General features: G+C 47.4%; 23 protein-coding genes. 7 read left to right on the top strand and 16 right to left on the bottom strand.

Features of this window, described 5'->3' with window-relative positions:
- Positions 1–230 precede the first annotated feature (230 nt).
- The 3 genes from GVY43_RS03290 to GVY43_RS03280 all read left to right on the top strand — a co-directional run bounded on the left by GVY43_RS03290 (position 231) and on the right by GVY43_RS03280 (position 2,932).
- Complete coding sequence (locus GVY43_RS03290; RefSeq protein ID WP_012726207.1) at positions 231–677, top strand: MarR family winged helix-turn-helix transcriptional regulator; 447 nt, start codon at positions 231–233, stop codon at positions 675–677.
- 80 nt (positions 678–757) lie between these two features.
- Positions 758–1,471 (top strand): YebC/PmpR family DNA-binding transcriptional regulator, encoded by a 714-nt coding sequence (locus tag GVY43_RS03285; protein WP_159562237.1) that lies wholly within the window; start codon positions 758–760, stop codon positions 1,469–1,471.
- A 141-nt stretch (positions 1,472–1,612) separates the two neighbouring features.
- Positions 1,613–2,932: a Na+/H+ antiporter family protein gene (locus GVY43_RS03280; RefSeq protein ID WP_159562236.1), complete on the top strand. Its 1,320-nt coding sequence runs from the start codon at positions 1,613–1,615 to the stop codon at positions 2,930–2,932.
- A 138-nt stretch (positions 2,933–3,070) separates the two neighbouring features.
- Here GVY43_RS03280 and GVY43_RS03275 read toward each other — a convergent pair whose 3' ends face one another.
- The 6 genes from GVY43_RS03275 to GVY43_RS03250 form a co-directional block, all read right to left on the bottom strand.
- Positions 3,071–4,522 (bottom strand): glutamate synthase subunit beta, encoded by a 1,452-nt coding sequence (locus GVY43_RS03275; RefSeq protein WP_159562235.1) that lies wholly within the window; start codon positions 4,520–4,522, stop codon positions 3,071–3,073.
- Positions 4,519–8,958: a glutamate synthase large subunit gene (gene gltB / locus GVY43_RS03270; RefSeq protein WP_159562234.1), complete on the bottom strand. Its 4,440-nt coding sequence runs from the start codon at positions 8,956–8,958 to the stop codon at positions 4,519–4,521. The genes GVY43_RS03275 and gltB overlap by 4 nt, the downstream gene beginning before the upstream one ends.
- A 254-nt stretch (positions 8,959–9,212) precedes the next feature.
- The gene (locus tag GVY43_RS03265) at positions 9,213–9,965 is read right to left on the bottom strand and encodes a tryptophan-rich sensory protein (protein ID WP_159562233.1); all 753 of its coding nucleotides are present in this window, start codon (positions 9,963–9,965) and stop codon (positions 9,213–9,215) included.
- 116 nt (positions 9,966–10,081) lie between these two features.
- A complete protein-coding gene (locus GVY43_RS03260; protein WP_078146830.1) occupies positions 10,082–10,894 on the bottom strand; it encodes an aldo/keto reductase in 813 nt (270 codons plus the stop codon).
- A 65-nt stretch (positions 10,895–10,959) separates the two neighbouring features.
- Positions 10,960–11,754 (bottom strand): ABC transporter permease subunit, encoded by a 795-nt coding sequence (locus tag GVY43_RS03255; protein ID WP_159562232.1) that lies wholly within the window; start codon positions 11,752–11,754, stop codon positions 10,960–10,962.
- Position 11,755: 1 nt separating this feature from the next.
- Positions 11,756–12,628 (bottom strand): ABC transporter ATP-binding protein, encoded by an 873-nt coding sequence (locus tag GVY43_RS03250; RefSeq protein WP_074037097.1) that lies wholly within the window; start codon positions 12,626–12,628, stop codon positions 11,756–11,758.
- A 121-nt stretch (positions 12,629–12,749) separates the two neighbouring features.
- On the opposite strand from GVY43_RS03250, the gene GVY43_RS03245 reads away from it, so the two are divergent.
- Positions 12,750–13,313: a TetR/AcrR family transcriptional regulator gene (locus tag GVY43_RS03245; protein ID WP_159562231.1), complete on the top strand. Its 564-nt coding sequence runs from the start codon at positions 12,750–12,752 to the stop codon at positions 13,311–13,313.
- 37 nt (positions 13,314–13,350) lie between these two features.
- On the opposite strand, the gene GVY43_RS03240 is transcribed toward GVY43_RS03245, so the two are convergent.
- The 3 genes from GVY43_RS03240 to GVY43_RS03230 all read right to left on the bottom strand — a co-directional run bounded on the left by GVY43_RS03240 (position 13,351) and on the right by GVY43_RS03230 (position 15,825).
- Positions 13,351–14,460 (bottom strand): FAD-binding oxidoreductase, encoded by a 1,110-nt coding sequence (locus GVY43_RS03240; protein ID WP_201302243.1) that lies wholly within the window; start codon positions 14,458–14,460, stop codon positions 13,351–13,353.
- A gap of 79 nt (positions 14,461–14,539) precedes the next feature.
- Positions 14,540–15,274 carry a Bax inhibitor-1/YccA family protein gene (locus tag GVY43_RS03235; RefSeq protein ID WP_012726196.1) on the bottom strand — a complete coding sequence of 245 codons (735 nt, stop codon included), beginning with the start codon at positions 15,272–15,274 and terminating at the stop codon, positions 14,540–14,542.
- A 26-nt stretch (positions 15,275–15,300) separates the two neighbouring features.
- On the bottom strand, positions 15,301–15,825 hold the full coding sequence (locus tag GVY43_RS03230; protein WP_074037100.1) for a type 1 glutamine amidotransferase domain-containing protein: 525 nt from the start codon (positions 15,823–15,825) through the stop codon (positions 15,301–15,303).
- A 178-nt stretch (positions 15,826–16,003) separates the two neighbouring features.
- Here GVY43_RS03230 and GVY43_RS03225 point away from each other — a divergent pair, with 178 nt between their 5' ends.
- Together GVY43_RS03225 and GVY43_RS03220 are read left to right on the top strand one after the other, a co-directional pair.
- The gene (locus GVY43_RS03225; protein ID WP_159562229.1) at positions 16,004–16,798 is read left to right on the top strand and encodes a thymidylate synthase; all 795 of its coding nucleotides are present in this window, start codon (positions 16,004–16,006) and stop codon (positions 16,796–16,798) included.
- Positions 16,795–17,283 (top strand): dihydrofolate reductase, encoded by a 489-nt coding sequence (locus GVY43_RS03220; RefSeq protein WP_074037102.1) that lies wholly within the window; start codon positions 16,795–16,797, stop codon positions 17,281–17,283. Before GVY43_RS03225 ends, GVY43_RS03220 begins: the two co-directional genes overlap by 4 nt.
- An 11-nt stretch (positions 17,284–17,294) precedes the next feature.
- Here the strand turns inward: GVY43_RS03220 and GVY43_RS03215 are convergent, their stop codons facing one another.
- From GVY43_RS03215 to GVY43_RS03190, 6 genes are all read right to left on the bottom strand, one after another.
- Complete coding sequence (locus tag GVY43_RS03215) at positions 17,295–18,785, bottom strand: GGDEF domain-containing protein (RefSeq protein WP_159562228.1); 1,491 nt, start codon at positions 18,783–18,785, stop codon at positions 17,295–17,297.
- 168 nt (positions 18,786–18,953) lie between these two features.
- A complete protein-coding gene (fumC, locus tag GVY43_RS03210) occupies positions 18,954–20,354 on the bottom strand; it encodes a class II fumarate hydratase (protein WP_159562227.1) in 1,401 nt (466 codons plus the stop codon).
- Positions 20,355–20,457: 103 nt separating this feature from the next.
- A complete protein-coding gene (locus GVY43_RS03205) occupies positions 20,458–20,850 on the bottom strand; it encodes a reverse transcriptase-like protein (RefSeq protein ID WP_074037105.1) in 393 nt (130 codons plus the stop codon).
- On the bottom strand, positions 20,831–21,613 hold the full coding sequence (locus tag GVY43_RS03200; protein ID WP_159562226.1) for a 5'-3' exonuclease: 783 nt from the start codon (positions 21,611–21,613) through the stop codon (positions 20,831–20,833). The genes GVY43_RS03205 and GVY43_RS03200 overlap by 20 nt, the downstream gene beginning before the upstream one ends.
- Positions 21,594–22,544 (bottom strand): GTP-binding protein, encoded by a 951-nt coding sequence (locus tag GVY43_RS03195; protein WP_159562225.1) that lies wholly within the window; start codon positions 22,542–22,544, stop codon positions 21,594–21,596. The genes GVY43_RS03200 and GVY43_RS03195 overlap by 20 nt, the downstream gene beginning before the upstream one ends.
- A gap of 15 nt (positions 22,545–22,559) precedes the next feature.
- Positions 22,560–23,738, bottom strand: coding sequence for an HD domain-containing protein (locus GVY43_RS03190; RefSeq protein WP_159562224.1), 1,179 nt, complete (start codon positions 23,736–23,738; stop codon positions 22,560–22,562).
- A gap of 155 nt (positions 23,739–23,893) precedes the next feature.
- Here GVY43_RS03190 and GVY43_RS03185 point away from each other — a divergent pair, with 155 nt between their 5' ends.
- The gene (locus tag GVY43_RS03185) at positions 23,894–24,406 is read left to right on the top strand and encodes a hypothetical protein (RefSeq protein ID WP_159562223.1); all 513 of its coding nucleotides are present in this window, start codon (positions 23,894–23,896) and stop codon (positions 24,404–24,406) included.
- A 38-nt stretch (positions 24,407–24,444) separates the two neighbouring features.
- On the opposite strand, the gene hfq is transcribed toward GVY43_RS03185, so the two are convergent.
- Positions 24,445–24,693 carry an RNA chaperone Hfq gene (gene hfq / locus GVY43_RS03180; RefSeq protein ID WP_012726185.1) on the bottom strand — a complete coding sequence of 83 codons (249 nt, stop codon included), beginning with the start codon at positions 24,691–24,693 and terminating at the stop codon, positions 24,445–24,447.
- Positions 24,694–24,713: the final 20 nt, after the last annotated feature.

Raw genomic sequence — 24,713 nt, 5'->3', positions numbered from 1 at the left:
AATATTTTTTTATCTATTGTTGATAGCTCTTGATTTTTGTATGCGTCCTCAGTAAAATCGAATGCGTTTTCATGAAAATATATCAAACCTTTAATGTAAACGCTTACATATTTTGTGTCGATTCAATCTCTACTATGATGTATCAATCATCACATCAACCCGTTTTTAGGTTCAACTGCACCTAACTCGTGTATAATGAAAATAGAACCTAACTAGGAAGTGAATCTATTATGCCGAAACAAGATGCAGCGGACCAGTTTGTCAAACTGATTCCTTTAATTCGTCGTAAATTGTTACGTCGATCTGATTTTCCTCAAATTCCAAACCTGAACTTCTCTCATTTCCATCTATTGATGTTGATTGAGGACGAGGGGGCTGTCACGAATGGACGAATCAGCGAGACACTCTCCATCGCGCCACCGAACGTTACCCCGCTCATCACGAAATTGTTGAACGAGGGGTATATCACGCGGGTACCAGACGAACGGGATCGCCGCGTGATTTGGAACCAACTGACAGAGAAAGGTGAACGGATTTTACTTGAGCGCAGAGACTCATTCCGTAGGCTATTCGAGGAACGTCTCGCCTTTTTAAATGAGGACGAAACCGACCGACTCATTGAGAGTCTGAAGACACTTACAGAGATCGTCGAGAAGATGGACAAAGGTGACGAGTAAAACTTTTCTCGTCAATTCTCACAACTTCTTATATAATCTGTAATGAATCTACGTACAAATGGAAAGAGAGATGACATGTAATGGGTCGTAAATGGAACAACATTAAAGAGAAGAAGGCGTCAAAAGACGCGAACACGAGTCGCGTCTATGCGAAGTTCGGTCGCGAGATTTATGTGGCCGCCCGTCAAGGGGAACCTGATCCTGAGTTGAACCAATCATTAAAATTCGTGGTTGAGCGTGCGAAGACGTATAACGTCCCTCGTGCGATCATCGATCGTGCCATCGACAAAGCCAAAGGTGGCGATGAGGAAAACTTTGATGAGCTTCGATATGAAGGGTTTGGTCCGAATGGTTCGATGGTCATCGTCGATACATTGACGAATAACGTCAACCGTACGGCTTCAGAAGTTCGTGCCGCGTTCGGTAAAAACGGAGGCAACATGGGAGTCAGTGGTTCGGTCGCATATATGTTCGATGCAACTGCCGTCATCGGTGTCAATGAAATGTCGGCAGATGACGTCCTCGAACTCATGATGGAGCATGACCTCGATGTGCGTGATGTCATTGAGGAAGACGAGACGATCATCGTCTATGCCGAGCCAGAAGCGTTCCATTCCGTTCAAACTGCATTCAAGGCTGCCGGAGTAGAAGAGTTTGCCGTTGCGGAATTGACGATGCTCCCGCAGAACGAAGTGTCACTCGATGACGCATCGCAAGAACAATTTGAAAAACTAATCGATGTTCTCGAAGACTTAGAAGATGTGCGCCAAGTGTATCATAACGTCGAGATGTAACATGTAGCGATAACTTTCACGAGTTATCGCTTTTTTCATATTCGATTTGACAAGGGTCACATCATATGTTAAATTTCAAAAAGTCTTTATCATATTAAAGTGATACCAAGAGAAAGAAAATGCGAAAGGTGTTGGATCGATATGAACGCAGTATTACTTGCAGTCATCGTCTTATTTGCGCTCGCCATCAGCCGAGTGCACATTGTATTATCATTAATCTTAGCGGCGCTTGTCGGAGGGCTTGGCGGAGGGCTTGGGTTCAACGATACGTTGACCGCCTTCAGTGACGGCCTTGGTGGTGGAGCGAGCATCGCACTCAGCTACGCGCTCCTCGGCGCATTCGCTGTCGGGTTATCGAAGACGGGGCTTCCGGATGTCTTAGCGGAAAAATTGATTGCGATGTCAGGTCGTGACGTGTCAGGCAAGCGTGTGATGTACGTTAAAGCATTCCTGTTGTCACTCATCTTATTGTTATCTATCAGCTCTCAAAACGTGCTTCCGATTCACATCGCCTTTATCCCGATTGTGATTCCGCCGTTACTCGTGCTGTTCAATGAGTTGAATGTAGACCGTCGTCTCGTAGCGACCATTTTGACGTTCGGTCTTGTGACACCATATATGTTGTTACCTGTCGGGTTTGGTGGGATCTACTTGAATGAGATTCTCATCGCGAATGTTGAAGCGAACGGATTGACTGTCGGAGACGTCAACATCATCTCAATCATGGGAATCCCGGCATTGGGGATGGTCTTCGGATTGATAGCTGCGTTCATTCACTACCGTAAACCGAGAACGTATGAAACAATCGCACTCGGACCAACTGATTATGAAGTACGTCAAATGAGTGGTTTGAAGATGATCATGACACTCGCAGTCGTTCTCATCGTGTTGATTGTTCAGTTGCAGACCGAGTCGATGATCGCCTCTGCGGTGACTGGTCTGATCTTACTCTCAATCTTCCGCCTGATTCCATGGTCTGAGGCAGATGATATCTTCACAAGCGGCATGCGCATGATGGCATTCATCGGGTTCGTCATGATCGCCGCAAGTGGATTCGCTGCCGTCATCCGCGAGACAGGTGCGATCGAACCGCTCGTCAACGGAGCGAGCGATTTAATGGGTGACTCTAAACTCATTGCCGCTCTCGTCATGTTGCTCGTCGGCCTTGTCATCACGCTCGGAATCGGTTCAAGTTTCTCGACCGTTCCAATCATTGCTGCGATTTTCGTCCCGCTCTGTGTACAATACGGGTTCTCAGTCGAGGCGACCATCGCCATCATCGGGACTGCAGGAGCGCTTGGGGACGCAGGTAGCCCAGCGAGTGACTCGACACTCGGACCTACGAGTGGATTGAACGCTGACGGTCAACACGATCACCTACGTGAAACGGTTTGGCCAACGTTCTTACACTACAATATTCCACTCATCATCTTCGGTGTGATTGCCGCGATGGTGCTTTGATCATTTTTTCCGTCGTGAATAAATGGTTGCTAATAAAATGAGGATGAGAATAAACCAGATTCCCGTATACATGAGGATTTCGGTGAACATAAAACTCCTCCTAAACAAAAGATAAGGAGCGACGGCTGTCGCTCCTTTTTATGATGAGGTTTTTAATTCGGTCTTGCAAGTATCGAGATACGCATCGACGACCTCTGCCACTTCTCGACCTTCCCGAATCGCCCATACGATCAAGCTTTGCCCTCGCTTGGCATCCCCAGCGACAAAAACGTTTTCCGTTGCCGTCTGGAAATCTTTCGTCTTCTCGACGCCGATTTTCCGCAACTCATGCTCCGGTCGCTCAAATCCGATGGCGACGAGGACGAGGTCCGCCGGATATGTCTCCATCGAATCCTCTTCCACGAAGAACGTCGCTTGACCATCGGGATTGACCACTTTCGTCATCCGTTCCGTTTCAATCCCTGTGACACGTCCTTCTATCGTGACGATTTGGTTGGAGCGAATCAAATACGTTCTCGGGTCTTTCTCATAGACCGCAAGCGATTCCGCATACGCATAATCGGTCGTATCCGTATCCGGTTGAAGTGGCCATGGTCGCTCAGGAGCCCTAAACAATCCTTTCGAAGGGTGCTTCCCAAACTGGATGACAGATTTCGCTCCTTGACGAATCGCGGTCGCCACACAGTCGGCCCCTGTATCTCCACCCCCGATGACGATGACGTCTTTGCCTTTGGCATCATGTCCTGGTGATCGAGTCAATCCTTTCCGTTCGTACATGGATGCCGTCAAATAGTCCATCGCCATTTCAACACCACGTGCATCATCGCCATCAATCCCGAGCGTGCGCTGTTTCTGAGCTCCTGTCGCGAAGATCACCGCATCGTATTGGTTCCGAAGCGCCTCGACTGTCACATCCGTACCGACCTCTATGTTCGTCTGGATGACAATCCCCTCTTGTTCGAGCAACCGAATACGGCGCCTCACGACGTCCTTATCCAGTTTCATGTTCGGGATTCCGTACATGAGTAGCCCTCCCGGTTCATCCGCCTTCTCGATGATGGTGACGGAATGTCCGAGTTGGTTCAGTTGGTCAGCAGCCGCCAATCCAGCCGGCCCACTTCCGATGATGGCGATGGTCATCCCGGTTCTTCGATGGACAGGTCTTGGTTTCACCCATCCTTCTTCAAATGCCCGATCGATGATGGTTCGTTCAATCGATTTGATGGCAACCGGATCTTCACTGATTCCGAGTGTACAAGACCCCTCACATGGTGCGGGACAAACTCTCCCCGTGAACTCCGGGAAGTTATTCGTCTCCATCAATCGGTGATACGCTCCCATCCAGTCCGATTTTGTCACAAGCTTGTTCCACTCCGGGATATAGTTGTGAATCGGACACCCAATCGTCTCCTGTCCAATCATATCCCCGACATGACAGAATGGAGTGCCACAGTCCATACAACGTGCTGCTTGCTGTTTGACCGATTCGTCATCCATTCGCGTCGCATATTCCTCATAATCCTTCACTCGTTCATCCACCTGACGTTCCGGTAATGTGGAACGTGGAATGTTTAAAAAGTTATGGTTCATGCGTTACCCCCCTCAGTCACAACCCGGAACAATTCAAGCGCTCGGTCCGCTTCACTCAACTCCGGTCGATTCGCCTCGATTCGACGCATGACGTCCAATACATTCGCATAATCTCGTGGAACGACCTTTACAAAGCGAGAGCGAGCTTGTTCGAACGACTCTAAAATGGTCCGTGCCTTGACACTGTCTGTATGAAACTGATGCGCCTCAAGAAGTGCATAAATTTGTTCCACGTCTTCATCGTTCAATTCTTTTATAACGGAGACGAGCTCCTCGTTGACGAGTCGATCGTACGCTTGATCCCCATAAATATATGCGATGCCACCTGACATACCGGCTGCGAAGTTCCGTCCGACGTCACCGAGGACGAGAACCGTTCCCCCGGTCATATACTCACATCCATGATCGCCGACTCCTTCGACGACTGCCGTCGCCCCAGAATTTCGAACGGCAAAACGCTCGCCGACATGACCGTTAAAGAAGGCCTGTCCGCTCGTCGCTCCGTACAAGCAGACATTACCGGCAATCATTTGTTTACTTTCATCAAACGGCGCATGTTTTTCAGCGATCAATGCTAATTTTCCACCGCTCAAGCCTTTCCCAATATAGTCATTGGCATCACCGATGACGGAAATGGTGATCCCTCGTGGTAAAAATGCTCCTAGGCTTTGTCCGGCTGATCCACTGAGGCGAAGCGAAATGGTATCATCCGCTAAACCGACCTGACCGTGAACTTTCGTCACTTCAAACCCCAACTGTGTTCCGACGGCGCGATCGGTGTTTCGGATGCGACCAACGAAGAATGTCGGCTGCAACGAGTTGATTGACCGAGAGACTGCCGGAATCAATTTCCGGTGATCATAGGAACGATATGCCGGGTGAGCGAGTTCTTCACGTTCAGGAAGTGGTGTCGGCATCGAGAGCATCGGTGCTAAATCTAACCGTTTTGCTTTCGGATGACTCGTCTTCCATTCACTCTCTTCAAGAAGATCCGTTCGACCAATCACTTCATCAAGTGAGGTCATACCGAGTGACGCTAAAATTTCCCGTACTTCTTCGGCCAAGAACGTCATCAAGTTGACGACATGTTCTGGTTTCCCCATAAATTTCTGACGAAGCACAGGGTCTTGTGTCGCCACACCGACCGGACATGTATCTAAATGACATGCGCGCATCATAATACATCCAAGGACGACGAGCGGTGCTGTCGCAAACGCAAACTCTTCCGCCCCGAAGATGGCAGCTAGGACGATATCTCGTCCCGTCATGAGCTTTCCGTCTGTCTCAAGTGTTACTCTCCCCCGCAACCCGTTCAACGTGAGCGTTTGATGCGTCTCTAAGAGACCAAGTTCCCAAGGAAGACCTGTGTGCTTGATTGATGTTTTTGGAGAAGCACCGGTCCCACCATCATATCCACTGATGACAATCGTATCCGCGTTCGCTTTCGCCACACCCGCTGCGATTGTCCCGACGCCTGACTTCGAGACAAGTTTGACACTGATTTTCGCCTTCGGGTTCACATGCTTTAAGTCAAAGATGAGTTGGGCCAAGTCCTCAATCGAATAAATGTCGTGATGTGGAGGCGGTGAAATGAGCCCAACACCTGGAACGGATCCGCGCACTTCGGCGACCCATGGGTACACCTTATTTCCGGGAAGTTGACCACCCTCACCCGGTTTTGCCCCTTGCGCCATCTTGATTTGAATCTCATCGGCATGGTACAGATATTCTGCCGTCACCCCGAATCGCCCGCTCGCGACTTGCTTGATGCGGCTGATGCGTTCGTTCCCAAACTCATCCGGGACGAAGCGTGCTCGGTCTTCCCCACCTTCGCCCGAGTTACTTTTCGCACCAATCTGATTCATGGCGATAGCGAGGGTTTCATGCGCCTCTTTCGACAAGGACCCGAATGACATTGCTCCCGTCTTAAAACGGCGAACGATCGACGTGATTGGTTCCACTTCTTCGAGTGGCACAGGACGTTGCGTTTTAAATGCAAACAACTGTCGAATGAACTGTCCTGATGATTCATGTAGCTTCACATAAGCGTCATAATATTTTCGTTCCTTCTCACGACAGGCACGTTGCAACAAATGAATCGTCTTCGGATTAAATGCATGTTCTTCCCCATCTGCACGCCATTGGAAATCACTTCCCGCTTCGAGCGGCCGATTCGTCGCATAGGCGGACGTATGGAGTGTTTTCGCCTCGTCTTCTAGCTCTTTAAATCCGATCCCAGACAGTTGGGACGTGGTTCCCCTGAAATGCGTTTCAATCAAATCACGGTCTAGTCCCACGGCTTCAAAAATTTGAGCCCCGCGATAACTTTGAATGGTGGAGATACCCATTTTCGACATGATTTTGACGATGCCTTCGACGACTGCTTTTTGATACGAGCGAATAGCCTCTTCAAATGAATGCGCGATTTGTTCACGTTCGACTAAATCTCGAATGGTCGCATAGGCCACGTAAGGGTACACCGCATCTGCCCCATACCCAATCAAGGTCGCTGCTTGATGCACTTCTCGTATCTCACCGCTCTCACAAACAAGACTACAGCTCGATCGCAAGTTCTCTCGAATCAAGTGTTGATGAACTGCACTCAGTACGAGGAGAGACGGCATCGCAATCTGTTCGCGATCGATGAGCCGGTCAGATAGAACAATCACATTTGCTCCATTCCGAACCATCTCACTGACTTGTCGCAAAAGTGACTCAAGAGATGTCTCTAAATCATCCATGAACGTCGTATCGACTCGTTCGACCTTGAGCCTCTCGTCAAGTTGCTTGAGGGCCGCCCCATCAATCATCGGATGATCTAACCACACACGTTTTGCATGACCTCGTCCGGTATGGACCGGATCTCCTTGCGGACCAATCCAAGTAAATGTAGCCGTTACAATTTTCTCCCGCAACGCGTCAATCGGTGGGTTGGTCACTTGTGCGAAGTGTTGTTTGAAATAATGGAACAAGGAACGGGGTCGTGTCGAGAGCACCGCGATTGGTTGGTCATGTCCCATCGAGCCGATTGGATCTTTCTCATCTTTGATTAACGGAACCATATACTGTTCAATGTCTTCTTTCGTATATCCAAACGCACGTTGCACACGCTCGAGTTCAAGCAGTTCTTCTTCATCGACCCCTCGATCCTCAAGAATCATCATCTGCCTAAGCCATTTGTGATAAGGCTCTGACTTCGCAATCGTCTCTTTGATCTCATGATCTGGTATCAAACGATTTTCAATCAAGTCGATCAATAACAACTGTCCTGGTCTTAAACGCTGTTTTGATTTAACGTTCTCTGCGTCAACCGGAATGACTCCTGTTTCAGATGAGAGAATCAATTCCCCGTCCAATGTTTCGACATAACGCATCGGACGCAAGCCGTTACGATCTAAAATTGCTCCGATCTGCCTTCCATCCGTGAAGACGACTCCAGTCGGTCCATCCCACGGCTCCATGATGGATGAATGATACTGATAAAAGTCGCGCTTGAACGGTTCCATCTGTCCTTCGACAAATGGTTCAGGAATCAACATCATCGCCGTGTGGGCAATCGAGCGACCCGTTCGTGTGAAGAATTCAAAAGCGTTATCGAGCATGGACGAGTCGCTTCCATCCTCTTGAAGCACAGGGAACAAGTGTTGAACGTCTTCAAATAAGTCTGTTGACGTGACCCCTTCCCGCGCTCGCATCGCATCGATATTTCCGCGAAGCGTGTTGATTTCCCCGTTATGGACTATCATTCGGTTCGGATGTGCTCGTTCCCAAGAAGGGAACGTATTCGTCGAGAAACGAGAATGAACGATGCCGAACGTACTCTTGTAATGAGGGGATTGCAAGTCCAAATAAAATGCTGCGATTTGATTTGGCGTCAACATCCCTTTATACACGATCGTTCTCGTTGAAAGGCTTGCGATATATAGGTGTAATGATTCGACCTTTTCGATTTTTCGACGAAGTTCATAGAAGACGCGTTCATTCGCATCCTCATCTAGGAATGGACATGAGATGAACCATTGATAGATCACCGGTTGTGTGACCCGTGCATGTTCACCGATTTGCATCGGGTCGACAGGTACTTCGCGCCATTCAATCGTCGAACAATCAAGTTCATCCGCCATCCGTTCCATCAAAGTGATCTTTTCGTGAAGCTGATTCTCAGACGGCTGAAAAAAAACCATTCCGACAGCGTAACGACCGAGTGACGGAAGGTTCATGGTTTGCGTAAACAATTCGTGTGGAATTTCAGTCATGATACCAGCCCCATCACCAGCATCGATGACACCTTGTCCTCCTCGGTGCTCTAAATTACATAACATGGAGAGCGATTTTTGGACGATTTCATGTTTCTTTAGCCCATGTAAATTGACGTAAAGTCCAATCCCACACGCATCTTTCTCAAATTTTGAATCATACAAACCAACTCGACTCATATCATCGACCCCTTTCACTCACAGTTTCGTAATTAACATTTTGTTCTAAATATTCTGAAAAATCAAGTGAGTTGCATGCATTTTTGCATAACAGGAATCTCAAAGAGTGCTATTGAAAGCGTATACATAACTGTTATCAATGGATTTATCGTTTTTAGTTATGTTCAATAAAGAATAAATATCCATAAATATTATTTATTTATAGGTTCTTCAGAACGCAAAAAAAGGATATCCTGAAGATACCCTTTTCTTGATTATTGTTCTACTGTTTTACGCGTATGATGCAAAAACGATTTCGGACGTTTCCACAAAATCAAACCGATATACCCAATCGCTAGCAATGCAAGGGCGCTGACAATCACAACATAGAGTGTGCCTTCTTCGATTCTAGCAAAGATTCCGATATACGCCCATACGAATACGAGTGGGTAGATGAAATCATGATGCCACCACATAAAGAGGAGGGCAAGGACTACACCGACCATCAGCATAAGTGAGGTCCAGGCAAGTTCATCAAGACCTAACAGCGACGTGATCTGTTCCGTCTTCATCACAACGAACGTGTTGACGATGGTCGCGACTGATACCCAGCCGATGTAGATGGAGAACGGGAACCGATCGAGCCAACTCGTAGACGTTCGAAAAGCGATGTAATACAACCAGCACAGCGTCGCCAGGAACAACACCATGATGACAAGTGAGACGACGAACCATTCGTTCGTGAATGCAAATAACCATAAACCATTCAACACGCAAGAGACTAAAAATCCAGCCTTCATTCGCTCGGCTTGACGATTCGCCGTCGTCCCTTTCTTCAACTGGAGCACCAGCCAGACAAGAAGCGCGACATAGATGACACCCCAAATTGAGAAAGCGTACCCTGCCGGCTTAAAGTAGATATCGATGCGGTCCGAAACCGCTGCGTTGTCGCCGCTCGCGAAGTAGTTGATGACGACGGTCGCTAAAAAAGCGACCCAGTTTACAATCGGCCATTTTGATAAGTCCATAATCACGATCTTCTAAATGAAGATCAAACACCTCCTTTTGTAACATAATATTCAATACCCGCATCCATGTGACTCTACACGTATAAAGGGGCTCGCATATGCGAACCCCTTCTCAATTAAAAGTCGATTTCGTCTGGATCTGGTCCGAGACGTTCCCCTGTCGCCACTTGATCGATTTTCGCCAAATCGTCCGCATCGAGTGAGAAGTCGAATACATCAAAGTTCTCACGGATTCGATGTGGTGTCACCGATTTCGGTAACGCGACATGACCAGACTCAAGATGCCAACGGAGAACTATCTGTGCCGGCGTCTTCCCATGTTTTTCTGCAATCTCAGAAAAAGCAGGGATGTCTAAAAACTTTCCTTGCATGAGTGGACTCCATGCCTCGATTTGAATCCCTTCATCTTGGCAGTAATCCAACAAATCCGGTTGCGGGAGTTGTGGATGAAGTTCAACTTGATTGATGAGTGGCGCCATCAGACCGGCTTCTTTCAATGTTTCTAAGTGGTGTTCTTTAAAGTTGGATACACCGATTGCTTTGATTTTTCCGGCTTCATATAAATCGATGAGATCTTTCCACGCATCGACGAACCCATCTACCGGCCAATGCAACAGACAAAGGTCCAAATAATCTGTCTGGAGTCGTTTTAACGAGTCTTCGAATGCCTCTTTCGTTTTGCCTTCACGAATGTCATCATTCCAAATCTTCGACGTGATGAACAATTCAGAGCGATCTACACCTGAGAGATGAATTCCCTTCGCAACGCCCTCTTCATTTTTATAGATTGCAGCCGTATCGATGTGACGATAGCCTGTTTTGATGGCTTCAACGACAGCAGCTGGTGCCTCGGTTTCATTATCGACCTTCCAGACACCAAAGCCGATCATCGGAATTTCGACCTTATTTCGTAATGTTGCGTAAAGCATCTCATTCATCCCCTTTTCATTCTAACGAGCTGATTGTATCATACCCGAGAATTTATTTCGGAAAACTAAATCGTCAAATCTTTTCGGGTGAATCGGATGAACGAGAGTGCTGAAAAGATGGTCAGGAGAGCGAGTAACCAGATGAAATGGATTCCCCAATATTCCTCACGCATGATGGCACCGGCGTCAAAGAGAGAGAAGAATGAGAGGTTTGACATCCAATCGAATTGATCGCTCACTCCTTGGATGATGTTCACCATGAGAAAGAACGTGAATATCCCTCCCGTCACCATATAGGATTTACTACTATCATCGAACAGACTCGCAATCACATAAGCGGCTACGCCTAGGACGAGCAACATGAGCGCTCCATTCAATTGAAGCATCCACAATACCGCATAGTCGATTTGTAAATCGAACAGAAGGTCCGCTGCCATTAAACTCAACCCATTTAGACCGACAAATAGCCCGACTGCCACAATCAACACAACAAAGCTTGACATCACATACGTGACTCGAGAAATCGGGGCCGCCATATACAGCATGATTTCTCCAGAATCGACCGGTTTGGCCAACAGTTTCGAGGCGAAAGTCAATGCGAATAAAACTGCGAGGACGTAGAAAATCAAGCCATAATAGTTACTCGACAATAGATTGAGGACGTTGTCCATCGCCATCGACGCATCGATTTGGAAGACATCGAGAAGCTCAGGTGGCAACGACTCTAATTTTGCCTCAATCAATCCTGTTTCTTGAATAGATGGGAAGATTGCGGCTAAGAAAAAGAGATATATGCTAGTCCCGACTGAATATCCTAGAATCCAACTGCGATTCTGTTTCAACATGGAGCGAATTAACATGTCATGTCGCCTCCCCGTAATACTGCATGAATAGATGTTCGAGCTCGTCTGTGCCACTTGTCAGTGATTGAACCTGAAACTCCGCCAATGTTCGGATGAGGTGGTTCAGCTCTATCGGTGTCGAGATGGTGACCTCAACATGCATGCCGTCCCGTTCACCAGAATCGGCCGCGAATCGAACGGCTTCCGCTTCCGTTGAAAATTCGACTCGATACCGTTTCACGCTATGTTGTCGTAATTGTTCCATGTCCTCTTCGATGATGATGCGTCCATCTTTAATCAACGCGGCACGGTCGCACGTCCGTTCCATCTCAGGGAAATGGTGAGAACTCATGAGAATCGCTTTCCCAGATTGCTTTTCTTCAATTAACCAATCGATTAGACGATCTTGCATGAGCGGGTCTAATCCGCTCGTCGGTTCATCCAATATATAGACGGGCACATCTTTCATGAAACAGGTGATGATGGCGAGTTTTTGCTTCATCCCTTTTGACATCTTCCGTACTTTCGTCGCCTCATCGAATGAAAACCGTTCACGTAGTTGCCGTTCACGATCCGAATTCGTTTTGTGCAAATGGCGCGTCAATCGAATGATTTCTTCTCCCGTCATGTTCTGGGGATAATTGATTTCTCCTGGCAAATAGCCGACACTCCGTTTCACTTGCTCCGTCTCCTGCCAACAGTCGAATCCGTTGATGGTCGCCTTGCCTTCACTCGGCTTCAAAAGACCCATCAAATGTCGAATCGTTGTGGATTTCCCAGCGCCGTTCGGTCCGATGAATCCGAAGATTGTACCTGGTGATACATGTAGTGAAACGTCAAAAATACCATGTGTGGCATCAAATCGTTTCGTCAATCGCTGAATCCGAATCATCTCGAACCCTCCTTTTTTGTAATATCTGAACGATATGATTACAAAACTAGTATATCACGTTCTTTTTTGAAATGGAAATGGTATATTGATTACAAAACTAGAGAGAGGAGCGCTTAAATCAATGGATGGATTTGCGAAACGCACCGAAGAAAAACAACAAGCGATCTTACGTGCCGCCTATGACTTGATGGCAGAAAAACAATCCCGATTCACAATCAGTGAGTTAGCGAGTCGAGCGCACGTCTCCCCCGTATCTATCTATAATTACTTTGGGTCAAAAGACCAGGTTATCGTGCAAGTCCTAAAGCAGATGACAGAAGAGCAGATGAGTTGGATTGAACATGCGATTGAATCGAACGCTCCATTCGATGCGTTACTCGTCGAGATCCTAACACGAAAAATCCAGTCGGCGGTTCTCTTTGACGAGACCATCACAGCAATGATTCAACAAGACCCGAACTGGGAACAGCTTGCGACTCGAGGATATACTGCTTTCGCCCGGTTGATTGAATACGGGAAGGCCCAAGGGTCAATTGATTCGACGTTATCCACTTCTTCTTATTTACGCTATGTACAATTCATGCAACAGGCTATCCTGTCCGATCCTCAGTTTTCAATCGAGAATATGAAGGAAACGATGGAAGTCTACTTTCATTTCTTTTTGAATGGAGTCATGAGACGCTAAAAGGTGACTGTCTCAAGCAAGCAGACAGTCACCTTTTTTATGTGTGATAGATAAAGTCTTCAATTGGATAGAGCGATAGATCCACTTCCGCGTCTCCTGTCAGAACGAGGTCACTCAACACTTTTCCGATGAACGGGCCGACCGTCAAACCGGATGATCCCAGACCGTTCGCGACCAACAGTTTTTCTGCCCCAGGCACCCTTCCGAGTACGGGAATTGAATTCGGTGTGACCGGACGGAAGCCGACTTTCGTCCCCACGAGTTCTGCCTCGGAAAGTCCAGGTGCCGACTCCAAACCTTTCGTCAGTACTTCGTGTACTCCGATTGCAGTCGGACGAACGTCGAACGCTTTTCCTTTCTCATGTGTCGAACCGATGACCACTTTCCCGTCGTCAAATCCGAGTAAATAGCGGCGTCGTGGCGGCATGACGACCGGCCAGTCAGATGCATCTGTATCCTTCAACTGGACGTGGACGAGCTGGGCCTTTTCCCCTTCGACTCGTACCGTATATCCAAGAGGCTGTAACAGTTCCGGTAACCAAGCACCCGTCGCAAGGATGATTTCATCCGCTTCATATCTCACTCCGTCACACTCCACACCAATCTCATCTCCGCTCGTCAACCGTGCTGAACCGTTGACAAATGTGACGCCACGCTTGATGGCGACTCTCTCAAGTGCAGCGCGAAAGCGTCCGCCGTCGACTCTAGCCCCTCCTGTCACGAAGAGTGCATCGTATTCATCGGATAACGGTGGGAAACGATGTTGTGCCTCTTCAGCAGTCAGTCGTTCGAGTTCACCGATTTCTGGCGCTTCTTCTCGACGAAGCAACGTTCGCTCCATCATCTGGTCGAGCTTTGTTTCTTCATGGAGCGCAAGCGTCCCGACACGTTTGTATCCGGTATCCGTCTCCCCTTCAGCCTCCAGCTCTTTGACGACCTTAGGATAATAGCTTGCTCCGCCTTTCGCCAGTGCATACCAAGCTTTGTTGCGTCGCTGCGCAATCCACGGACATACGATTCCTGCCGCGGCATCCGTTGCTCTTCCTTCTTCTTTCCGGTCAATGACCGTTACATCCGCTTTACCAGCTAAATGATAGGCAGTCGAAACACCGACGATCCCTGACCCGATAATCACTATTTTCTTCATCATAAATCTGTCTTGCGCAGACAGATGGACACATCCTTTCGTAAAAAAATCATCGACCCAACGGATCGATGATTGATTCTTATTCTCTCATCGCTAGACGATAAAGTAAATCTAACAACTCGATGTAGAGCCACACGAGCGTGACGATTAATCCGAATGCCGCGACCCATTCCAACTGTTTCGGAGCCCGAGCTTCGACTTGACTTGCGATAAAGTCAAAATCCAAGACGAGAGCGAGTGAAGCGACGATGACAATCACGAATTGAACACCGATCGCAAGTGGGCTTGAACCGGTCATGAATGCCAAGCCTGAACCGAACAAACTCATCACGAGTTGCACGAGATATAACAACATGACTGTGAACATGGCTGCCATGACACCGGCTTTAAACTTCTGTGTCACTTTGACAAGCCCTGTCGTATAGACAAACCACATCGCAAAGGCGACGACAAACGTCGTTAATACGGCACGTCCCACAATACCAGGGACCATCGCTTCAAAGAAATACGAAATCGAGCCGACGAAGACACCTTCGATAATCCCGTAAAGGGGTGCGACGACCGGAGCCGTATTTGGTTTAAACGTGATGAGCAAAGCAAAGATAAAGCCGAGGATGAGTGACCCGATCATGAGCGGGAACAAGAGCCCTTCTCCGATTGTCGGGACGACAAGCCATGTCGTACCGGCTGCCGCTGTCACGAGTAAAAGCAAGGTGAACACCTTAGACCATGTACCTGCTTTCGTCATCGGTTCGGCACTGTAAGCTGTGGACTGCATTGATTTACGAAGTAATGGATTCGATTTTAAGTTCAACGTTGAATAGCTCCTTTATGGTTCAGTTACTGTTTTGCGAACACGTCGATGAACGCACGCATATAATCTGGCAAGTCTGGCGGACGACGACTTGAGACGATATGTCCATCGACGACGACCGGCTCATCATGCCAAATCGCTCCCGCATTTTCCATGTCATCTTTGATTCCCGGCGTGCTCGTCACGTTCACCCCGTCTAGAATGTTCGCAGAAATCAACACCCAACCGGCGTGACAGATTTGACCGATTGGTCGTTTTTGTTCATCCATATAACGGACGAATCCTTTCACCGAATCGAAACGGCGCAATAAGTCAGGTGACCATCCGCCTGGCACGAGAATCGCATCGAACGATGTGATGTCCACATCATCAAACGCCACGTCAGATTTTGCTGGCACACCATATTTACCGATATATGCGTGGTCGGCCTTCTCCCCTGCGAGGATCACGTGCGCCCCTTCTTCACGAAGGCGATGTACCGGGTACCAAAGCTCTAAATCCTCGAAGTCATTACTGACAAGTTGAAGGACTTTCTTCCCTTGTAATTTCATCAAACCCCTCCTTTTGTTCATTCCCCATTATACCCGAAACCGCTTGTCACGAAAACGAAGAATCATGATTGTTTTTTCAGTATATGGATTCATCCTGATTCACGACACTATATCTTGTGTTTCCTTCCCACAATTGATACCTTTAGTGGTAGGAGATTGAGAAGGAGGAACATCACGTATGAAACAATATCATGACTTATGTCGACACATCCTCGACCATGGTGTCGTAAAAGAAGACCGGACCGGGACCGGGACAACGAGTGTATTTGGTTACCAAATGCGTTTCAATCTGCAAGAAGGGTTCCCCCTTATCACGACGAAGAAATTACATATTCGTTCCATCATTCACGAACTATTATGGTTCATCTCAGGAGAGACGAACGTCCGATACCTTCAAGATAACGGGGTCCGCATTTGGAACGAATGGGCAGACGAAGAAGGCAATCTTGGTCCAGTATACGGTTCACAGTGGCGTTCTTTCCCACGCCCGGACGGTTCTTCTGTCGATCAGTTGGCTCAAGTGATTGACCAAATCAAGACGAACCCAGATTCAAGAAGGTTGATCGTCTCGGCATGGAACCCAGGACAGCTAGAGGAGATGGCCCTGCCGCCGTGTCACCTATTGTTCCAATTCTATGTCGCTGACGGAAAGCTTTCGTGTCAATTGTATCAACGGAGCGCTGATACGTTTTTAGGGGTACCGTTCAATATCGCCTCATACGCACTACTCACGCATATGGTCGCACACGTGACCGGACTCGAAGTCGGCGACTTTGTCCATACCCTTGGTGATGCACACATCTACCACAACCATCTCGAACAAGTGGAACTTCAGTTGTCGCGTGACCCACGTCCGCTACCAAAACTCAACATTGTCCGAGACGTCCTTTCAATCGAATCATTCCGTTTTGAAGACTTCGAAATTCTAGGATATGATCCGCATCCGCACATCAAAGGAGAAGTGAGCGTATGATTTCACACGTCGTCGCATATGGATTAGGTCGTGAAATCGGAAAAGATAATGACTTATTATGGCGTTTGCCAGATGACTTGAAACATTTCAAGACCATCACGTCTGGCGGAACGGTCGTGATGGGAAGAAAGACGTTTGAGTCCATCGGTAAAGCGTTACCGAACCGACGCAATATCGTCGTCACATCAGATGTTTCCTTTTCAGCAGATCAAGTCGAAGTCTGGCATGATTTAGACCGTCTCGTCGAAATGAGTCAAGATGAAGAATGGTTTGTCATCGGTGGCGCCACGTTATATGAGCAGACGATGCTAATGACGAGCCGGATCTATGCAACGGAAGTCGCTGCATCGTTCGAGGCCGATACGTATTATCCCGAACGGATTGGGGAATGGTCAATTACGAGTACAATCGACCACCCGCAAGACGAAACACATGCATATGCCTTTTCATTCAAACAATACGACAAAACAGACATCGCATCATGATGTCTGTTTTTTTAGTCTGGCAATTTTTCCAGCCACTGTTCAATTTTTCTCGTGATGACTTCGTCCTGTTCTCCATCCGCATAATCGTCATAGATTGCTCCGAGTTCAGACGCCGTTCGTTTCGATACAGCAAGAATGTGACTATATTTGCCTCGTTGCTCTTTCACAGCAGACAACGTCCCTCTCGCTTCTTGCGCACGCGCATCATCCAAGACGAACATCTCGATATTGTCATTACAAGAATACGCCTCGTAAGGACGGTATACGACTTCATATCGACGGTGCTCTTTCGGGAGTCGATCAGCGAGCGATGTATAAGTATTGGCAGACATCGTCACATAGGCGATTCGCTTCTCCTCACGAACAGCAGAAGTGTATCGGACGACACGATTTCGACCATCTCGTTTCGCTTTATATAGTGCCTCATCTGCGTAGGCACACCACTCTCCGAGTGTATAGCCAGTTTGGCAGACTCGGGTGTATCCAATTGACACCGTCACCTGATGGTCGTATGGAAACTCCATCTCTTCGATACGTGTTCGGACTCGCTCGAGTACCGATTCGACGATCGCACGGTCTGAGACGTTCAAGAGGATTAAAAATTCTTCGCCTCCGTAACGGATGAGCTCATCACTAGAGCGAATGGCATGACGGATTTCTTCAGAAACGCGATGAAGAACGTCGTCCCCATACGAGTGACCGAACGTATCATTCAATTGTTTGAAGTGATCGATATCGAGCAGTGCGACAGCAAAACTCTCACCAGACCGCTCCAATCTCGAGATGAACCGAGAAAAGGTCGCCTTTAAATACTTACGGTTGAAAGCACCCGTTAATTCATCCACGAGTAACGCTTTTGATACGAGACGTGATTTTTCGATATGTAGTCCGAGACGCACCAATCGTTCCTCCATCGGCACCCACGATTCCCAATAATCGTCGAATCCGTATGAATAGGCCGCAAGACGATAATGTTCATTCGTTCCGATGACAATAAGTGGAACATAGAGCTTTCTCATCTTGCTAACGAAAGATTGGATATCTCGCTCTTTAAATTGTGGCCATAGTTCAACGTCCATGATGATGGCTTTCGGCACATCCTCATAATCGTATTCGACGGCCTCTTCTAGTGTCTGCAAAAATACCGGACGTGCTCCGAGCTTCTCGACGCGCGACTTGTAACGACTAAATGTAGAAAAGCTTGCGGATAAGATGAGGACGAGATCCTCATCCTCCTGTTCAATCCCTAAGACGGTATGGATATAGCGTTTCACAGGAGAGATCAAGGTCAAAGCTTCCGCATGTGTGAGGACGCTTGGCAACTCCTTCGCGTCAGACTCGACACGACTAAAGATTTCTAACAAATGCATCAATCGTCGTTGCCGAACTTCCTTCTTCATCCAATCGAGTAGAAACTCGATATCGCTTTTTGGAATTTGTCTCGACTCCGATATCTTTTTCAAAATCATATGTATACGCTCAGTGAGTTGACCTTGCTCCATTCCCGTCCCCCCTATGTTCGTACTCCCCGAATTCTCTTATGTTTCGATTATGCGACTTCTCAGGATGAAATACAACTATTTCCTTATTTATTTTCTATTGTTTTACATATTACTAGGACTTATGCCCTAAAAAAGACATACTAAAAGCGGTCTTGCGACCGCCTTGTGTTATTTTTTCACTTTTAAGTTCGGTGACGTCATCTCTTCCGGACGAATCCATTGATCAAATTGTTCTTCAGTCAATAAACCGGTTTCCAAGGCTGCTTCTTTTAAAGAAGTACCATTTTTATGTGCCAATTTCGCAATTTTTGCTGCATTTTCGTATCCGATATGCGGGTTGAGTGCTGTAACGAGCATGAGTGACTGCTCCACATTATGTGAGATCACTTCATGATTCGGCTCGATTCCGACAGCGCAGTGATCATTGAAAGAATGTAAGCTGTCCGTCAATAGACGACAAGTCTGTAGGAAATTATACATAATGACTGGTTTGAAGACGTTCAATTCAAAGTTCCCTTGACTCGCCCCGAAACCGATTGTCGCATCATTTCCGAGTACTTGTGCGGCAACCATCGTGAGCGCCTCACTTTGAGTCGGGTTGACTTTACCTGGCATGATTGAACTTCCTGGTTCATTCTCCGGAATGGTGATTTCTCCGATTCCTGCACGTGGTCCAGAAGCCAACCAACGCACGTCGTTCGCAATCTTCATCGCGTCCATCGCTAAGGCTTTTAATGCACCATGTGTGAAAACGAGTTGATCGTGACTCGTGAGAGCGTGGAACTTGTTGACGGCTGTCACAAACGGTTTACCCGTCTCTTCTGAAATTTTCTTAGCTACAACTTCACCGAACTCAGGGTGTGCATTGATCCCAGTTCCGACGGCCGTTCCTCCAAGTGCAAGCTCCGTGAGTGGTTCAATCGTGCGCTCGATCATCTGTTTTGACAATTCAAGCATCCGGACCCACCCACTGATTTCTTGACCGAGTGTGACCGGCGTCGCGTCTTGAAGGTGCGTCCGACCAATTTTGACGATATCCATAAACGCCTCCGCTTTTTGTGAAAGGGTTTGATAAAGCGAGTCGATTGCTGGAAGGACATCATCTTGTACGGAAAGGATGGCGGCGATGTGCATCGCGGTAGGATACGTATCGTTCGAGCTTTGCGATTTGTTGACGTCATCATTCGGATGAATCGTGATTGATGCTCCACGAGCCTGTAACTTTTCGTTCGCAAGATGCGCAATGACTTCGTTGACGTTCATGTTTGACTGCGTGCCCGACCCTGTCTGCCAGACGACAAGTGGGAATTCCGCGTCATGCTGCCCTGCTAAAATCTCATCGGCCACCTCTGCGATGATTGCTGCTTTTTCTTCCTCGAGTACACCGAGTTCAGCGTTTGCTAAAGCTGCACCTTTTTTCAAAATGGCAAATGCGTATACGATTTCAAGCGGCATCTTCTCCGCTCCAATTTTAAAGTTTTCGAGACTACGTTGCGTTTGTGCTCCCCATTTCGCCGTAGCTGGAACTTTAATTTCCCCCATTGTGTCCCGTTCGATCCGATAATCCATGTATAATTCCCCCTCTATAGTTGACTACGCTTTCATTTTAGCGAAAAACCATCTAAAAAGAAATGACTCCGTCAAAAAAGCGACCAAGAATGATCTCGGTCGCTTAATTCATTCCATTCAATGCGTCACGTGCAATCACGTCTGCCCGATTCTCCGCTCGTGGGACCCATTTCAAGAACACGGTCGGCAATTCATCATAGGCAATCAGCGCTTTCAGAAAAAGAGGCTTCGCAGAAGCATCTTTCATGAAACGTTGTTCTAGTGCGCGAACAATCACTTCGGCATCAGAATACAGCATGAATGAGGTTTCACCTTTTAATGCATGAGCTTGTTCAAGTGCATAAGCACATGCAGCCAATTCCGCATGAACGCTTGTCAATCCTTGCATGCGACGTTTAAACGTCGATACCGTACCGTCGGACGACTTGATCCACACACCGATTCCATTATCTCCAGTCGTCTGATTGGTGGCCGCGTCAAAATAGATGTGAACCAAACCGGTACGCCTCCCAATCTGTATTGACAGGAGCATGGATATCAATCTGAGACAGTCGTTTCGATAAGAGGGCGATTTCTTCATGGCCGTCTAGTTTTTTGGCATACTTTTGATGGGGCGCTTCAAGTGTTTCATTTTGAACATGCACATAAAGCGTCTCAATCGTATCGTAATGCTGAATCAAAATCGTCGCCGTCTTAGGACCAATGCCACGTACCCCCGGGATGTTATCCGAAGAGTCTCCCTGCAAAGCCTTCACGTCGACAAACTGATGTGGTTTCACCCCGTACATCATTTCAAAAGAAGCTTCATTGACGAGCTGCTCCTCACCTTTTTTCGGCATGATTTGAAACACGTTCGGAGACAACAACTGAAGTAAATCGCGGTCTGAAGAATAGAGGTACGATTCGCCCGGGAACGCTGTCGCGACGGCGCCCATCAAATCATCGGCCTCATATCCCGTCAACTCGGATTGTAAGATGCCTCGTTCATCCAAAGCAGACCTTAATTTCAAATAGTCTTCAAAGAGCGGCTCCGGAAGTCCGTTACGCGTTGCTTTATATTCAGGATACAGCGCGTAGCGGTGTGTGGACTCTCGTGTCCCGTCCCAAAAGAAAGCGATATGGGAAAAGTCTGTCGTCCAGGAATCCACCTTCCGAAGCAATCCTTTTACCGTCACTTCCGGATCTTGTGCTCGTCTTCGCTCCGTTGCAAAATAATAACGTGACAATAAATTAAATCCGTCAACTAGAATAAGCTTCATCTTGCTCCACCTCACATGCTTTTAATCCCCGTGCCAGTGCATCTTGGTCTAGTTCCTTCCCAATCCAAACAAATACGGAACGATCCCCTTCATGCATCTCATTTGCAAATGTTGCACCCATCAATTGATTCGTCGCTTGAATGACAAACTTGCGCTCCTCGTCCTGTAAGCGGACAATCGCCTTCATCCGATACATCTCATCCTCGTAGTGCATCAACACTTCACGAACGTAACGGGTCACGCGCTCCCGAGACAACGGACGCTCGGCACTCAACGTGATGGCACGAAGGGAGGAGACCGATTCGCTCGTCTCTGTCAGTTGACTCAACTTCTGTTCATCGACACGTGACAGTTGGAACGTATTCTCAAGTAATTCGTAATCGCCTTCTGTTTGAATCGTCTCTACAATCCTTACCGTCGGATTGAGTTGTTCGATTCGGCAGCGTGCTTGATTGAGTTCATCCGACGACACTAAATCGGTTTTATTTAACAAGATGAGATCGGCATAAGCGATTTGATGAATCCCTTCTTTGAACAGTTCACGGTCCATTTGACTGGCATCCACAACCGTCAAGATGGCGTTCATTTTAAAATGTTGACGTAAGTACTCGTCATAGTAAATCGTCTGAATGATTGGTGCGGGATCGGCGACACCGGTCGTCTCGATGATGACTCGGTCGAATGTTTCTTGCTTTGCCGCGAGTTGATAGAACGTCTTACTCAAATCATTTTGGATAGAACAGCAAATACATCCGTTTGAAAGTTCAATCTGCTCTTGGTCCATCTTGACGATCAATTGTTCATCAATATTAATTGCGCCGAGCTCGTTGACGATCAGACAAATCTTTTCATCCGTCGCCGCGAGTAAACGGTTCATATACGTCGTCTTGCCTGCTCCTAAAAATCCGGTCACTAATTGTACGGGAATCATGATACCACCCTTTTCTTACAAATCTTCGTGCGCGCGAGCCCATTTCTCATAACGCGCATCCAATAAATCAATCAAGTGAAGCATCCAAGCCTCCGTCGTCATCGGGAGGACACTCGATCCCCACTCACGTTTCCCATGATGTGATAAAATCATGTGCCAAATCCGGTGATGGACATCCAATGGCAGTCGTGTCGACGTCTGGCGTAACGTTTCTTCAAACAAAAGCCCACCGTATGGCATATGCCCGATCAATGTGCCCATCGGGTTGATGGAGATGCCGGTCGTTTCACTTGTGCCCTCAACGGGAGATAACTTTTCAAAACGATTCGGACTAGATAACAGATGGCTGTATTCATATATTTTTCCGATGTCGTGGAAGAGGATTCCAAGTGCGAGTTCATCCCAACTCAACGGTTCTTTCCGCTCGGCCATCGCTTCACAGGCGGCATACAGCGATTCAAACGTTCCTTTATATGCCTGTTCGATTTTAACACCGTTCATCGTATTCCAAAGGTCGACTTTGTGCAACTGCTCCGCTTCTTTGATTACACGAAACACCATCGCCAAATAGTCATCTTGCTCTTGAATCCGATAGCCGAGACGAAGCATACACACGGTATGCTTTAATAGACCTCCCGCATAATTATGGTGGTGATAGAGTGCCGCTGGCGATAGTACGAAATCATCCCAAACGAAATCCAGGAGGCCATAGGCGAGCTTTTGATAAGTCGGTGACAACGTATCAATCAAACTGAACAATTCTTCCGCAAACTGCTCCATCGTCTCATCCCCTGGCAAGCCTGGTAATAACGAGATCGCCTCATCTTTTGAGATAGGATGTACGCGGTCAATCGTAATCGATTTGGCGCCATCCGGTTTTGGATAGACATCGATTTTCCCGGACAATTCGATGACACCCGACTCGTAGATTGGAAGTAGTTCACTCTCATTTCCACGTAGCCAATGCTTCGCACGCATCATCCCGTTCGCCGTCGTGACACTTAGTTGAAGCCATTTCGCACCATTCTTCCCTTCTCTAACCTCGACTGTACTGACGAGCGCTTTTGTTTGGACAGGGGTCCCATCGGCTAACTGGTCTAAACGTTCCTTTGATTTGTCTATTTGTGGTATTTGAAATCGATCACGGTTCATCGATGAACCGATGACCGGATCAATTTGTTGATAATAGTTCATAATTATTCCCTCCTCGCATCTTATGACATTGTATCGTGTTTCCGTCTATTAGGCGAACATACTTTCTAGTAGGGTCTCGATTTTGCCATCATTATATTGAAAGCGCTTACGATTATTGATACGATAAAGGTAGTTCGATAAAGGGGGAAACGATAATGATTTCATTAATCGATACGTATGAACGTTTCATCGCCTCGGGGGAAGCGACACGTTATGCACAAGAGCAACAATCCATTGAACATATTCTGCAAGGGTCAACTTGTCCGGTAGGGATGGAGGACTTAGAACAGTCACTCACGCATCTTTCCGGTAATCCATATGCCAAAGATGCATCACTCGACAAAATCGTCGAGCATGAGATGAAAGGGGCTATGGCGGCGCTTGAGCTTTCTGGTTATCCTCTTCAGACGCCGTTAGCGAAGGCGGTTATCCTGTCTGCTTTCGCTCGAACGAACCGACTCAATATTGATAAACTAAAAGAACTGAGCCACGAAGATCTTCTCGTCCGAATCCAATCAGCAGAGCGTGCTTGGAAGCGAACATACGCATTGTTACACCGTTCAACGCCGACTCAGATTTGTGGTCAAATGGATTCGCTCCTCGGTGGATGCGCTATCCAGCGTGTTCTTGAGGCAATCAAACAACCCGGAACGACAAAAACGGCATAAGAAAAGGAGCGGTCCCCGGGCCGCTCCTTTTCTTATGCTCATCCTTCTGTTACTTCAACTGCATCCGGCTCATATAGTGTTACATTACGTGCCGGAGAGAATGTCGAAATCGCATGCTTATAGATCAATTGTTGACGACCTTCCGATTCGACGATGACAGTAAAGTTATCAAATGATTTAATGACACCGCGAATTTGAAACCCGCTTACTAAAAAAACGGTCGTTGGCACCATTTCTTTTCGGAGTTGATTCAAAAAATGGTCTTGGATGTTGTAGCTCGCTTTCATGCTGGATTCCCCCTAGTCTT

Origin of the sequence: Exiguobacterium sp. 8H, from assembly GCF_902506255.1 — a bacterium.
Lineage (GTDB): Bacteria > Bacillota > Bacilli > Exiguobacteriales > Exiguobacteriaceae > Exiguobacterium > Exiguobacterium profundum.
This window is presented reverse-complemented; position numbering and strand designations above follow the sequence as displayed.

Coding starts and splice junctions, on each gene's coding strand:
- GVY43_RS03220 (WP_074037102.1), top strand. CDS start 16,795: ATGATTTCACACGTCGTCGCATATGGATTAGGTCGTGAAATCGGAAAA.
- GVY43_RS03250 (WP_074037097.1), bottom strand. CDS start 12,628: ATGATTCGGATTCAGCGATTGACGAAACGATTTGATGCCACACATGGT.
- GVY43_RS03260 (WP_078146830.1), bottom strand. CDS start 10,894: ATGCTTTACGCAACATTACGAAATAAGGTCGAAATTCCGATGATCGGC.
- GVY43_RS03265 (WP_159562233.1), bottom strand. CDS start 9,965: ATGGACTTATCAAAATGGCCGATTGTAAACTGGGTCGCTTTTTTAGCG.
- GVY43_RS03185 (WP_159562223.1), top strand. CDS start 23,894: ATGATTTCATTAATCGATACGTATGAACGTTTCATCGCCTCGGGGGAA.
- GVY43_RS03200 (WP_159562226.1), bottom strand. CDS start 21,613: ATGAAGCTTATTCTAGTTGACGGATTTAATTTATTGTCACGTTATTAT.
- GVY43_RS03225 (WP_159562229.1), top strand. CDS start 16,004: ATGAAACAATATCATGACTTATGTCGACACATCCTCGACCATGGTGTC.
- GVY43_RS03230 (WP_074037100.1), bottom strand. CDS start 15,825: ATGAAATTACAAGGGAAGAAAGTCCTTCAACTTGTCAGTAATGACTTC.
- GVY43_RS03285 (WP_159562237.1), top strand. CDS start 758: ATGGGTCGTAAATGGAACAACATTAAAGAGAAGAAGGCGTCAAAAGAC.
- GVY43_RS03255 (WP_159562232.1), bottom strand. CDS start 11,754: ATGTTAATTCGCTCCATGTTGAAACAGAATCGCAGTTGGATTCTAGGA.
- gltB (WP_159562234.1), bottom strand. CDS start 8,958: ATGAGTCGAGTTGGTTTGTATGATTCAAAATTTGAGAAAGATGCGTGT.
- GVY43_RS03195 (WP_159562225.1), bottom strand. CDS start 22,544: ATGATTCCCGTACAATTAGTGACCGGATTTTTAGGAGCAGGCAAGACG.
- fumC (WP_159562227.1), bottom strand. CDS start 20,354: ATGGATTATCGGATCGAACGGGACACAATGGGGGAAATTAAAGTTCCA.
- GVY43_RS03190 (WP_159562224.1), bottom strand. CDS start 23,738: ATGAACTATTATCAACAAATTGATCCGGTCATCGGTTCATCGATGAAC.
- GVY43_RS03245 (WP_159562231.1), top strand. CDS start 12,750: ATGGATGGATTTGCGAAACGCACCGAAGAAAAACAACAAGCGATCTTA.
- hfq (WP_012726185.1), bottom strand. CDS start 24,693: ATGAAAGCGAGCTACAACATCCAAGACCATTTTTTGAATCAACTCCGA.
- GVY43_RS03215 (WP_159562228.1), bottom strand. CDS start 18,785: ATGGAGCAAGGTCAACTCACTGAGCGTATACATATGATTTTGAAAAAG.
- GVY43_RS03275 (WP_159562235.1), bottom strand. CDS start 4,522: ATGAACCATAACTTTTTAAACATTCCACGTTCCACATTACCGGAACGT.
- GVY43_RS03290 (WP_012726207.1), top strand. CDS start 231: ATGCCGAAACAAGATGCAGCGGACCAGTTTGTCAAACTGATTCCTTTA.
- GVY43_RS03280 (WP_159562236.1), top strand. CDS start 1,613: ATGAACGCAGTATTACTTGCAGTCATCGTCTTATTTGCGCTCGCCATC.
- GVY43_RS03240 (WP_201302243.1), bottom strand. CDS start 14,460: ATGAAGAAAATAGTGATTATCGGGTCAGGGATCGTCGGTGTTTCGACT.